Annotated in this window: 11 protein-coding genes and 4 tRNA genes; 12 read left to right on the forward strand and 3 right to left on the reverse strand. The window is 70.3% G+C overall.

Going from position 1 to position 11,375, the window contains the following annotated elements; genetic code table 11:
* Positions 1-101 precede the first annotated feature (101 nt).
* The 3 genes from FKV25_RS11065 to hemA all read right to left on the reverse strand — a co-directional run bounded on the left by FKV25_RS11065 (position 102) and on the right by hemA (position 3,131).
* Positions 102-590, reverse strand: coding sequence for a GNAT family N-acetyltransferase (locus FKV25_RS11065; RefSeq protein ID WP_141518869.1), 489 nt, complete (start codon positions 588-590; stop codon positions 102-104).
* Between the two features lie 89 nt (positions 591-679).
* Positions 680-1,765 carry a peptide chain release factor 1 gene (gene prfA, locus FKV25_RS11070; RefSeq protein ID WP_141518870.1) on the reverse strand — a complete coding sequence of 362 codons (1,086 nt, stop codon included), beginning with the start codon at positions 1,763-1,765 and terminating at the stop codon, positions 680-682.
* 64 nt (positions 1,766-1,829) lie between these two features.
* Complete coding sequence (gene hemA / locus FKV25_RS11075) at positions 1,830-3,131, reverse strand: glutamyl-tRNA reductase (RefSeq protein ID WP_141518871.1); 1,302 nt, start codon at positions 3,129-3,131, stop codon at positions 1,830-1,832.
* A gap of 173 nt (positions 3,132-3,304) precedes the next feature.
* On the opposite strand from hemA, the gene FKV25_RS11080 reads away from it, so the two are divergent.
* The 12 genes from FKV25_RS11080 to FKV25_RS11135 form a co-directional block, all read left to right on the forward strand.
* Positions 3,305-5,095, forward strand: coding sequence for a tetratricopeptide repeat protein (locus FKV25_RS11080; protein WP_141518872.1), 1,791 nt, complete (start codon positions 3,305-3,307; stop codon positions 5,093-5,095).
* Positions 5,092-5,751, forward strand: coding sequence for a lipoprotein insertase outer membrane protein LolB (lolB, locus tag FKV25_RS11085; RefSeq protein WP_141518873.1), 660 nt, complete (start codon positions 5,092-5,094; stop codon positions 5,749-5,751). Before FKV25_RS11080 ends, lolB begins: the two co-directional genes overlap by 4 nt.
* A gap of 28 nt (positions 5,752-5,779) precedes the next feature.
* A complete protein-coding gene (ispE, locus tag FKV25_RS11090) occupies positions 5,780-6,706 on the forward strand; it encodes a 4-(cytidine 5'-diphospho)-2-C-methyl-D-erythritol kinase (protein ID WP_141518878.1) in 927 nt (308 codons plus the stop codon).
* Positions 6,707-6,713: 7 nt separating this feature from the next.
* Positions 6,714-6,790: transfer RNA gene (locus FKV25_RS11095), tRNA-Gln, on the forward strand.
* A 145-nt stretch (positions 6,791-6,935) separates the two neighbouring features.
* Positions 6,936-7,895: a ribose-phosphate diphosphokinase gene (locus FKV25_RS11100; RefSeq protein WP_141518874.1), complete on the forward strand. Its 960-nt coding sequence runs from the start codon at positions 6,936-6,938 to the stop codon at positions 7,893-7,895.
* 168 nt (positions 7,896-8,063) lie between these two features.
* A complete protein-coding gene (locus FKV25_RS11105; RefSeq protein ID WP_141518875.1) occupies positions 8,064-8,717 on the forward strand; it encodes a 50S ribosomal protein L25/general stress protein Ctc in 654 nt (217 codons plus the stop codon).
* A gap of 66 nt (positions 8,718-8,783) precedes the next feature.
* Positions 8,784-9,365 (forward strand): aminoacyl-tRNA hydrolase, encoded by a 582-nt coding sequence (gene pth, locus FKV25_RS11110; RefSeq protein ID WP_141518876.1) that lies wholly within the window; start codon positions 8,784-8,786, stop codon positions 9,363-9,365.
* Positions 9,366-9,456: 91 nt separating this feature from the next.
* Entirely contained in the window at positions 9,457-10,548 is a 1,092-nt protein-coding gene (gene ychF / locus FKV25_RS11115; protein ID WP_141518877.1) for a redox-regulated ATPase YchF, read from the forward strand.
* Positions 10,549-10,665: 117 nt separating this feature from the next.
* Positions 10,666-10,751, forward strand: a tRNA-Tyr gene (locus tag FKV25_RS11120).
* A gap of 282 nt (positions 10,752-11,033) precedes the next feature.
* A tRNA-Gly gene (locus FKV25_RS11125) sits at positions 11,034-11,107 on the forward strand.
* Positions 11,108-11,141: 34 nt separating this feature from the next.
* Positions 11,142-11,217 (forward strand) — tRNA-Thr (locus tag FKV25_RS11130).
* A gap of 48 nt (positions 11,218-11,265) precedes the next feature.
* On the forward strand, positions 11,266-11,375 hold a 110-nt coding region (locus tag FKV25_RS11135; protein ID WP_137835413.1), incomplete at its 3' end, for a GTP-binding protein.

The following is an 11,375-nucleotide window of genomic DNA, read 5'->3' on the forward strand; positions in this document are numbered from 1 at the left end:
GCACGATCCAGGCCATCGCACTGCCCGGTTCCCGCGCGACGCGCGCGCGCGCGCCCGGCCGTGGGTCGCCGCCGGCAGGGGGCATGCTCATTCGCCAGGCCTCATGCGGGCGTGACCGCGTCGCCTTCGATCGGCGGGGTCGCGTCCGTGAGCGGCAGGCTGTACCACTGCGAGGCGTCCTCGTGCCAACCGGCGGCGCGATACAGGGCGCGCGCGGCCTCGTTGTCGCGATCGGTCTCGAGCATCAGCCTCGCGCCGCCTGCGGCCCCCGCGGCGACCGCGGCGGAGTCGAGCAGGAGGCGGCCGACGCCGCAGCGGCGGACCCGCTCGGCGACGAACAGGTCGTTGAGGATGAAGATCGGAGCGGTCCGGACCGAGGAGTACATCGGGTAGAGCTGCGCGAAACCCAGCAGCTCGCCTTCGAGCTCGGCGAGGATGATCACCGACTGGTGCTTCTCCATCCGCTCGCGGAGGAACGCGCGGGCGCGCGCGGGGTCGGCGGCCTGGCCGTAGAACTGGCGGTAGGCGTCGAACAGCGCGGCAACGCCGTCGAGATCGGCCGGGGTGGCGCGGCGGATGGTCGTCGTCATGGGGCCCCTGTCGGCGTGCGTGGGTGACCATTGTGCCAAGCCGCCGCGGGGCCTGCCCGGCCGCGCGCGGCGAAGGGACGACGACGCGCCTAGTGCGCGTCCGTCAAGCGCGCGAGCTCGTCGGCCTGGTGTTCGGCCTGGAGCCGCTCGACGAGCGCGTCGAGTTCGCCCTCGACGATGTTGGGCAGGTCGTACAGGGTGAGGCCTTCCACGCGATGGTCGGTGATGCGCCCCTGCGGGAAGTTGTAGGTGCGGATGCGCTGGCTGCGGTCTCCGCTGCCCACCTGGAGCTTGCGGGTCTCGGCCTGGACGGCGGCGGCCTGGATGGCCTGGGCTTCGGCGAGCATGGCCTGCAGGCGCTTCATCGCCTTGTCGCGGTTGGCGTGCTGGCTGCGCTCGGTCTGGCTCTCGACCACGGTGCCGCTGGGCAGGTGGGTGATGCGGATCGCCGAGTCGGTCTTGTTGACGTGCTGTCCACCCGCGCCGCTGGCGCGGAAGGTATCGACCTTGAGCTCGGCCGGGTTCAGGACGATCGGCTCGCCTTCCGGTTCCACGGGGATGATCGCCACGGTGGCCGCCGAGGTATGGATGCGCCCCTGCGACTCCGTCTCGGGCACGCGCTGCACGCGATGGGTGCCGGACTCGAACTTCAGTTTCGAATAGGCGCCCTGGCCCTCGACGCGCGCGATGACTTCCTTGAAGCCACCGTGCTCGCCGGGGCTGGCGGACTCGACCTCGACCCGCCAGCCCTGGCGTTCGGCGTAGCGCGAATACATGCGGAACAGGTCGCCGGCAAAGATCGCGGCTTCGTCGCCGCCGGTGCCGGCGCGCACTTCCAGGTAGAGGTCGCCGTCGTCGCGGGGGTCCTTGGGGACCAGATGGGCGAGCAGCTCGCGGTCGAGGCTTTCGAGCCGCGCGTTCGCCGCGGCGATCTCCTCCTCCGCGAGCTCCCGCAGCTCCGGATCGGCGCGCATCGCCTCGGCGGTGGCCAGGTCGGCCTTGGCCAGGGCCTCGTCGGCGAGCGCGTCGGCGACCGGTTCGAGCTGGGCGAATTCGCGCGAGAGTGCGCGGAAGCGCTTCGCGTCGCCGATCACCCCCGGGTCGGAAAGCAGGCGCTCGAGCTCCTCGCGGCGATCGACCAGGGCTTCGAGCTTCTGTCGCAAGGAAGGATGCATGGAGGTACCGAGGGGAAGGAGCCGGCAATGGAGAACGCACGAACGACGCGAGCGGCGGGCGTCGCTAGGGTTCGTCGGGCGACGTCGCCCCGGCCTCGTCGGATCCCGTCGCCCCGCCCTCCGGCAACTGCGGGAACAAGCGATCGACCGCCCGCCCCAGTTCGGCATTGCCCTCGACCGCGGCCTCGCGCAGTGCGACCGTCGGTGCGTGCAGCAGGCGGTTGGTCAGGGTATGGGCGAGATAGCCCAGCACGACCTCCGGGTCGGCGCCGGTGGCGAGCTGCTGCCGGGCGCGGGCCAGGACGTCGGCCTTGGCCGCCTCGCCGTGCGCACGCAGGCGCTTGAGCGGTTCGGTGCGGGTGCTGGCGGCCAGGGTCTCGACGAAGCGGGTGACCTGCAGGTCGATGATCGCCTCGGCCTCGTTGGCGGCTTCGCGGCGCCCGCGGCGGTTGTCCTCGATCGTGCGCTCCAGGTCGTCGACCGTGTACAGGTAGACGTCGGCCAGTTCGCTGACATCGGCAGCGATGTCGCGCGGCACCGCCAGGTCGAGCAGCAGCATCGGCCGGTGCTTGCGGCGGGCGAGGGCGGCGGCGACCTGGGCCTTGTGCAGGATCGGAAGCTGCGCCGCGGTGGCCGACAGCACGATGTCGGCTTCGTCGAGGTGCTTGTCGATCTCCGCCAGCGGCAGGGCCACGCCACCGTGCCGCGTGGCCAGGTCCTGCGCGTGGGCCAGGGTGCGGTTGGCGATCATCAGCCGCCGGGCACCGCCCTGGGCGAGGTGCCGGGCGGCCAGTTCGATCGTCTCGCCGGCGCCGACCAGCAACACGTTGGAGTCCTCCAGCCGGGCGAAGGACTCCTGCGCCAGGCGCACGGCCGCCGAGGCCACCGAGACCGGGTTGGCGCCGATGCGGGTATGGGTGCGCGCACGCTTGGCGGTCGAGAAGGCCTGCTGGAACAGGCGGTCGAGCTGGCTGCCGAGGCTGCCGCTGCCACGTGCGAGCGCCCAGGCCTCCTTCACCTGGCCAAGGATCTGCGGCTCGCCCAGGACCAGCGAGTCCAGGCCGGTCGCGACCCGGAACAGGTGGCGCACGGCGTCGGCGTCGGCATGCCGGTAGAGGTAGCCATGGAGGTCGCCGGCGTCGTCGGGTTGCGTCGCCAGCCAGTCCGCGAGCGCGCTGCCGTCGCCATCGGCCACCGCGTAGAGTTCGGTGCGGTTGCAGGTCGACAGCAGGGCGGCCTCGTGCACGCCCGGCAGGCCCTTCAACGCCGCGAGCGCCCGCGGCACGGCGTCGCCGGCAAAGGCCACCCGTTCGCGCAGGGATACCGGCGCGGTCTGGTGGTTGATGCCGAGGACGAACAAACTCACGTGTCGGGTCTCGCTGGGGATCGCGAAGGGCGCCGCGGGCGCTCGGTCTGCAATCCCGTTCAGGTGCTTGCGATAAGCTGCTGGCTGCTGAAAACGCCGACATTCTACCGGGCCCGGACCGGTTCGGCGTGACCCGTCGTTGTATCCATCGTCCCCAACGGAATGTCCGCCCGATGCGCTCCAGACTCCTGACCACCGCCGTCCTGCTGGCCCTGGCCGCGCTCATGCCCGTGGCGCGGGCCAGCGAGGCGCCGCCCGTGCTGATCGCGCCCGACGCCAGCGACGATCCGGCGGTGCGCACGCTGGGGCCCTTGATGACCGCTGAGTTCGCGCTCCAGGCCGGTCGTCTGGACGAGGCGGCCGATGCGTACCTGGAAGCAGCCGGCGAAGCGCGCGACCCGCTGCTGGCCGAGCGGGCCACGCGGATCAGCCTGCTCACCCCGGACGACGCGCGCACCGCGCGGGCGCTGGGGCTCTGGCGCGAACTGGGGGCCGAAGGCCTGGACCTGCTCGCCGCCGAAGCCTCGCTCTCGCTGCGCCAGGGGCAGGAACGCAAGGCGCGCCGGCAATTGTCGGACCTGTTGGCGATGCCCGAGCCGGGGGGCTGGCGGCAGGCCTTCGGCGTCCTCGCCACCGGCAGCCACGATCCCGCGCAATCGGCCCGGGTGCTGGAATACCTGGTCAAGCGCGACCGCATCCCGGCCCAGCTCGAAGCCTGGATGGCCTTCGGTGGCCTCGCCCTGAGGCTGGATTCGCCGGCGCTGGTGGAGGCCATCGTCGAGCGCGTGATCGCCCACTTCCCGGGCGAGCCGCGCGTGGCCCTGCTGCGGGCCAGCCAACTGCGCGAGGCCGGCGAGGCGGATGCCGCGCGCGAGGTGTTGGCCGGCATCGATCCCAAGGCTGCCCGCGACCCGGTCCTTCGCCAGAGCATTGCCCACGAATATGACCGCCTGGGCGACCTCGACCTCGCCGAGCAGACCCTGGCGCGCGGGCCGCAGGACGACCAGAGCTACGCCACGCGCGCCTCGCTGCTCGCCCGCGACGAGGATAAGGTCGCCCTGACCGCGCTGTACGACGAACTCCGGCAGGACGCCGCCGCGCCCGAGCCCGCGCGACGCCTGCTGCTGGGCCAGATCGCCGAGTTCCTCGAGCGCCACGAGGAGGCGCTCGACTGGTACGCCGGCGTGCCCGGCGGCCTGCTGCGCTGGCAGGCCCGCCTGCGCGGCGCCAACGTCCTGCATGAGCTCGACCGTGGCGACGAGGCCTATGCCGCCCTGGCCGCCATCCAGACCGACGCTGCCGCCCCCGATCCGGCCCGCCAGGACGCCTACCTGCTCGAGGCGGCCCTGCACCAGGAAGACAAGGACGATGCGGCCGAGATGGAGGCCTTCGCCCGCGGCCTGGCGACCTTCCCCGACGCCCCGGAGATCCTCTACGCGCGCGCCCTGGCCTGGGAACGTCGCGACGACATCCCGCGCGCGGAGGCCGATTTCCGCAAGATCCTGGTGATCGAGCCCGACAGCGTCGCCGCGCTCAATGCGCTGGGTTACACCCTGGCCGACCGCACCACGCGCTACCAGGAGGCGCTGGAGCTGATCAATCGCGCCCGCACCGCGCAGCCGGAGAACGCGGCCATCATCGACAGCTACGGCTGGGTGCTCTACCGCCTCGGGCGACCGCAGGAGGCCGTGGTGGAACTGCGCCGCGCGCTGGCGTTGCAGGAGGACGCCGAGATCGCCGCCCACCTGGCCGAGGTGCTGTGGGTGCTGGGCAAGCGCGACGAGGCGCGCAAGGTCTTCGAGCAGTCCCGCGCGATCGACCCGGAAAACCGCTCGCTGCGCCGTGCGCTCGAGAAGCTGGGCCTGCCGCTTGATCCGCCTGCCGACGGTGGCGGCGGTGCAAGCGACGAAGGCAACGAAGGCGGCCCGGGCAACCGCGCGTCGGGCGGAGTGACGGCCGCATGAGGCCGCGCCTGCTCTGCGCCGCCGCGCTTGCCGCCCTGTTGTCCGCCTGCGCCACCGCGCCGGCCCCGCGTAGCCTGCCGCCGGCGCAACGCGCCCAGGCCGAGGCACGCCTGGACGCCCGCGAAGCCGCCCTGCGCCCGGTGTCGGACTGGTCGATGAGCGGCCGCGTCGCGGTCTCGATCGGGCGCGATGGCGGCAGCGGCCGACTGGAATGGCGCCAACGCGCGGACGGCTACACGGCCGAACTGAGCGCCCCGATCACCCGGCAGGGCTGGCGACTGAGCGCCGGGCCGGCCGGCGCCCGCCTGGAAGGCCTTGAGGGCGGGCCGCGCACCGGCTCCGACGCCGCTGCCCTGTTGCGGGAGGCGACGGGCTGGTACCTGCCGATGTCGGCGCTGGCCGACTGGGCGCGTGGGCTGCGCGCGGCTTCGGCCGGGCCTGCGCAGGTCGAGTTCGACGCCGCCGGGCGCCTGGCGGTGCTGCAGCAGGACGGCTGGCAGATCCGCTATGAATGGCCGGACGCCGCCAGTGGCGGTGGCGTTGAGTTGCCCCGCCGGATCGACGCCCGCCACGGCGACGGCGACCGCGAGGCACGGGTGAAACTGATGGTCGACGACTGGCAAGGCGCTTCGGGCGATGCCGCGGCCGGGGGCTGAGGTGCCGGCGGGCGAGGGGGCAGTGGCGATGGGTTCAGCTTTCGACCCGCGACCCGACGCCGATGGATGGCTGGCCTGGCCAGCGCCGGCCAAACTGAACCTGTTCCTCCACATCACCGGGCGCCGCGAAGACGGCTACCACCTGCTGCAGACCGTGTTCCGCTTGCTGGACTGGGGCGACACGATCCGCCTGCGACCGCGCGACGACGGGCGCATCGTTCGCCACGGCGGCTCGGTGCCGGGCGTGGCCGAGGCCGACGACCTCACCGTACGGGCTGCCCGTATGCTGCAAAAAGAAGCCAACGTCGGCAAAGGCGTGGACATCTGCATCGAAAAGAGGATTCCCGCCGGCGGCGGCTTTGGCGGCGGCTCCACCGATGCCGCCACCGTCCTGGTCGCCCTGGATGCGATGTGGGGCGCGGGCTTGGGCCTGGATCGGCTGGCCGCGATGGGCCTGTCGCTCGGCGCGGACGTGCCCGTCTTCGTGCGTGGCCGGAACGCCTGGGCGGAAGGGGTCGGCGAGCGGTTGACGCCGATTACGCTGCCCGCGGCGGCCTACGTCCTGCTCGATCCGGGCGTGCATGCCCCGACCGCCGTGCTCTATGGGGCCCCGGAATTGACGCGCGATGCCGCGCCCGCGACAATATCGGACTTCGTTTCGGGCGTTCCGCTCGGCAACGTGTTCGAGCCGGTCCTGCGCGCGCGGGAGAGCGCCGTCGATGCGGCGTTCTCCGTGTTGTCCGGACTGGGTCGCCCGCGTCTGACCGGGTCGGGCAGCGGCTGCTTCGTCGAGTTTCCCTCAATGGGACTCGCCGAACGCGCGCTGGCGACGCTGCCCCCCGGCCTGGTGGCCTGGACGGCGGCCGGCGCAGCGCGTTCGCCCTTGCTGGACGCGCTCGAAACCCACGCATCACACCGGAATGCCGACACGGGTTCCGGCGCGACAACGGGCTGAACACCACAGGGGCGTCGCCAAGAGGCCCAAGGCACCAGGTTTTGATCCTGGCATTCGTAGGTTCGAATCCTACCGCCCCTGCCAGTTCGGTTCGCTGTCGCGGCTCCGGCCAGGACGCCGGGGTCGGCAAAGACCTGGAGTTCCACCCGCAATTCCATGGCCGTATCGGCGTCATCCCGCCGGCCGGCCGACCCCTCGTCCACGAACACCGCATCGCCGGAGTCCGATCGTGCAAACCGACCGCAACCTGCTGGTGTTCAGCGGCAACGCCAACCGTCCCCTCGCCGACGCCGTGTGCAAGGAGCTGGGCATCCGCCTGGGCAAGGCCCTGGTCAGCCGCTTCTCCGATGGCGAGGTCCAGGTCGAGATCGAGGAGAACGTTCGCCGCCAGGAAGTGTTCGTGATCCAGCCGACCTGCGCCCCGAGCGCCGAGAACCTGGTCGAGCTGCTGGTCCTGGTGGACGCGCTCAAGCGCGCCTCGGTCAGCAACGTCACCGCGGTGGTGCCGTACTTCGGTTACGCCCGCCAGGATCGCCGCCCGCGCTCCTCGCGCGTGCCGATCACCGCCAAGGTCGCCGCCAGCATGTTCAGCGCCGTCGGCACCGACCGCGTGCTGACCGTGGACCTGCACGCCGACCAGATCCAGGGCTTCTTCGACCTGCCGGTCGACAACGTCTACGCCTCGCCGCTGCTGCTCGCCGACATCTGGCGCGCGCACGGTACCGACAACATGGTGGTGGTCAGCCCGGACGTCGGCGGCGTGGTCCGCGCCCGCGCCATCGCCAAGCGGCTTGACGACGCCGACCTGGCGATCATCGACAAGCGCCGTCCGCGCGCCAACGTCGCCACGGTGATGAACATCATCGGCGATGTCGAGGGCAAGACCTGCGTGCTGGTCGACGACATCGTCGACACCGCCGGCACCCTCTGTGCGGCGGCCAATGCGCTCAAGGCGCAGGGCGCGACCAAGGTCGTCGCCTACTGCACCCACCCGGTGCTGTCGGGCGCGGCGATCGACAACGTGACCCGTTCGCAGCTCGACGAGCTGGTGGTGACCGACACCATCCCGCTCACCGACGCCGCGCGGGCCACGGGCAAGATCCGCCAGCTCAGCGTGGCCGAGCTGCTGGCCGAGACCATCCGGCGCATCGCGTTCGGCGAGTCGGTCAGCTCGCTCTACGTCGACTGAGCGCCACGGGGCGGGAATCCGGAATCCGGACTCGGGGCGGCCACGGCCGCCGGCGTCGAGTCCCGATTCCCGATTCCCGGTTCCCCGGGAACGGAGGCTTTCCTGGTCGCGGGAGAGTCCAACAGCCGCCGCGAGGCGGTCCAACGCTAGAAAAAGTGAGTAATCGAAATGTCTGAACACAGCCTCAAGGCCGCAAGCCGCAAGGTCGAAGGGAAGGGTGCGAGCCGCCGCCTTCGCCACGCCGGCGTGATCCCGGCCATCGTCTATGGTGGCAAGTCCGAGCCCAGGTCCATCGAGCTCCAGCACGAGAAGACCTGGCTCGCCAGCCAGAACGAGTGGTTCTACTCCTCGATCATCGACCTGGAGATCGATGGCAAGAGCGAGAAGGTCCTGCTGCGTGACATGCAGCGCCACCCGTACAAGCAGTTGATCATGCACCTGGACTTCCAGCGCGTGACCGCCGGCCAGGCGCTGCGCACCAGCGTGCCGCTGCACTTCATCAACGAAGACAAGTCCGCTGCCGGCAAGGCCGCCGACGTCGTCGTGACCCATGAGCTGAACGAAGTCCAGATCAGCTGCCTGCCCAAGGACCTGCCGGAGTTCATCGAGGTCGACCTCGCCGAGCTCGAGCTGGGCCAGACCATCCACCTGTCGGAGATCAAGCTGCCCAAGGGCGTCGAGATCCCCGAGCTGAAGCTGGGCAAGGAGCACGACGTCGCCGTGGTCGTCGCCCGCGCCGGCCGCGTGGAAGTCGACGACGCCCCGGCCGACGAGGCCTCGGCCGAAGTCCCGGCCGCCAAGGTCGAGAAGGACGAAGAGTAATCGCGTCCTGCCGTCGGTCCTCCCCGGAGGCCCGGCGGCGCACGCGGCTCGCTCGCCACGCGTCCGATGGCCGATCTGCGCCTCATCGTCGGGCTGGGGAATCCCGGTCCCGAACACGCCCGGACCCGGCATAACGCCGGGTTCTGGTTTGTGGACGCCCTGGCCGATCGCCTGGGCGCCCGCTTCAACGTGGACGCCAAGCTGTTCGGATCCACGTGCAAGGTCGATATCGCCGGCAAGCCGGTCTGGCTGCTGAAGCCGGCGACCTTCATGAACCTGTCCGGCAAGTCGGTCACCGCAGCCCTGCGCTTCTGGAAGATCGATCCCGACCAGGCCCTTCTGGTCCACGACGAGCTCGACCTGCCGCCGGGCACCGCCCGCCTCAAGTTCGACGGCGGCCATGGCGGCCAGAACGGCCTGCGCGACACCATGCGCCTGCTGGGCCACGGCGGTTTCCATCGCCTGCGCATCGGCATCGGCCATCCCGGGCACAAGGACAAGGTCACGCCCTGGGTGCTCGGTCGCCCCAGCGGAGAGGATGAGACAATGATCCTGCGCGCGATCGACGACGCCATCGACGTGCTGCCGCTCGCCACCCGAGGCGACTACAACGAGGCGATGAAGCGCTTGCACACGGCCAGGCCGTGATTGGCGATTGGTGATTGGTGATTCGGCGCGCGGCCACCCCGCCCCTCGAGTCACCAATCACGAATCTCGAATCCCGGACCACGGACACACCATGGGCATCAAATGCGGCATCGTCGGCCTGCCCAACGTCGGCAAGTCGACCCTCTTCAACGCGCTGACCAAGGCGGGCATCGCCGCGGCCAACTTCCCGTTCTGCACCATCGAGCCCAACGTCGGCGTGGTGCCGGTGCCGGACCCGCGCCTGAACGCGCTCTCTGAGATCGTCAAGCCGCAGAAGTGCATCCCGACCGCGATGGAGTTCGTCGACATCGCCGGCCTCGTGGCCGGTGCGGCCAAGGGCGAGGGCCTGGGCAACAAGTTCCTGGCGCACATCCGCGAGGTCGACGCGATCGCCCACGTCGTGCGCTGTTTCGAGCACGGCGACATCGTCCACGTCGCCGGCAAGGTGGATCCGCTCTCGGACATCGACACCATCGACACCGAGCTCGCCCTGGCCGACCTGGAGTCGGTCGAGAAGGCCCTGCAGCGCGCCGAACGCAGCGCCAAGTCCGGCGACAAGGACGCGAAGGCGCGGGCGGAAGTGCTCGGTCGCATCCGCGAAGGCCTGGACGCCGGCCGCCCGGCGCGCGCGCTGGACCTGTCCGAAGACGACCTGGCCGCGGTGCGCGACCTGTTCCTGTTGACCCTCAAGCCGGTCATGTACGTGGCCAACGTGCTCGAGGACGGGTTCGAGGACAACGCCTTCCTCGACGCCGTGCGCGAGCGCGCCCGGGGCGAGGGCGCCGAGGTCGTGCCGGTGTCGGCGGCCATCGAGGAGGAGCTCAGCCAGCTCGACGACGAGGACCGCGACGCCTTCCTGGCCGACCTCGGCCTCGACGAGCCGGGCCTGAACCGCGTCATCCGGGCGGCCTACACCCTGCTGGGCCTGCAGACCTACTTCACCGCCGGGGTCAAGGAAGTGCGTGCCTGGACGGTCCGCAAGGGCGCCACCGCCCCCCAGGCCGCCGCCGTCATCCATACCGACTTCGAGAAGGGCTTCATCCGCGCCGAAACCATCGGTTACGCCGATTACATCCAGTACAAGGGCGAGGCGGGCGCGCGCGAAGCGGGGCGGATGCGCCTGGAAGGCAAGGAATACCGCGTCCAGGAAGGCGACGTGCTGCACTTCCGCTTCAACGTCTGACCCCCGCCGGCCAGTGCCCGCGCGGCTTCGCGGCGGGTACGGGTCGGAAATGTCGATTTTGTTGCGAATCATGCGTTGACAAGATCGAAGTCAGTCGCCAAAATTGCGGGCTCTTTTGGAGGGATACCCAAGCGGCCAACGGGGGCAGACTGTAAATCTGCTGGCTTACGCCTTCGGTGGTTCGAATCCACCTCCCTCCACCAGGTTTGAAGTGCGACAATTGCGGGTCCCGGCGGTAGTGGGGCAGGCGAATCGGAGGTGGACGAGAGTCACCGCTGGTTCGGCGACGATGCGAAGCGTCGTCGTGCGCGCCGAAGGGCGCGGCCCGGAGGGCAAAGGGTGCGAAGCGCCCGCAGCCATCCACCTCCCTCCACCAGGTTTGAAGTGCGACAATAGGTGTTCCCGGCGAGCTGTCATGGTCGGGAATCGCAAGACCCCGAGGCCTTACCAGCCGAGGGCGCGGTACCCAAGCAGGCGTGTCCGGTGCGGGAGTAGTTCAATGGTAGAACCTCAGCCTTCCAAGCTGATGGTGCGGGTTCGATCCCCGTCTCCCGCTCCATTGCTGCCGCACGATCCACCTGCTGCGACAACCTGCTCACGTAGCTCAGTCGGTAGAGCACCTCCTTGGTAAGGAGGAGGTCGCTGGTTCGATTCCAGTCGTGAGCACCACATTTCAGATACTCGGTTCCATCCGTCCCAAACAGAGAAGCGACAGCCATGGCTAAAGGTAAATTCGAGCGCACCAAGCCGCACGTGAACGTCGGCACGATCGGCCACGTTGACCACGGCAAGACCACGCTGACGGCTGCGCTGACGAAGGTGGGCGC

It is taken from the genome of Marilutibacter aestuarii (genome assembly GCF_006546775.1).
GTDB lineage: Bacteria > Pseudomonadota > Gammaproteobacteria > Xanthomonadales > Xanthomonadaceae > Marilutibacter > Marilutibacter aestuarii.

Coding starts and splice junctions, on each gene's coding strand:
- FKV25_RS11065 (WP_141518869.1), bottom strand. CDS start 590: ATGACGACGACCATCCGCCGCGCCACCCCGGCCGATCTCGACGGCGTT.
- lolB (WP_141518873.1), top strand. CDS start 5,092: ATGAGGCCGCGCCTGCTCTGCGCCGCCGCGCTTGCCGCCCTGTTGTCC.
- ispE (WP_141518878.1), top strand. CDS start 5,780: ATGGGTTCAGCTTTCGACCCGCGACCCGACGCCGATGGATGGCTGGCC.
- prfA (WP_141518870.1), bottom strand. CDS start 1,765: ATGCATCCTTCCTTGCGACAGAAGCTCGAAGCCCTGGTCGATCGCCGC.
- pth (WP_141518876.1), top strand. CDS start 8,784: ATGGCCGATCTGCGCCTCATCGTCGGGCTGGGGAATCCCGGTCCCGAA.
- FKV25_RS11105 (WP_141518875.1), top strand. CDS start 8,064: ATGTCTGAACACAGCCTCAAGGCCGCAAGCCGCAAGGTCGAAGGGAAG.
- ychF (WP_141518877.1), top strand. CDS start 9,457: ATGGGCATCAAATGCGGCATCGTCGGCCTGCCCAACGTCGGCAAGTCG.
- FKV25_RS11080 (WP_141518872.1), top strand. CDS start 3,305: ATGCGCTCCAGACTCCTGACCACCGCCGTCCTGCTGGCCCTGGCCGCG.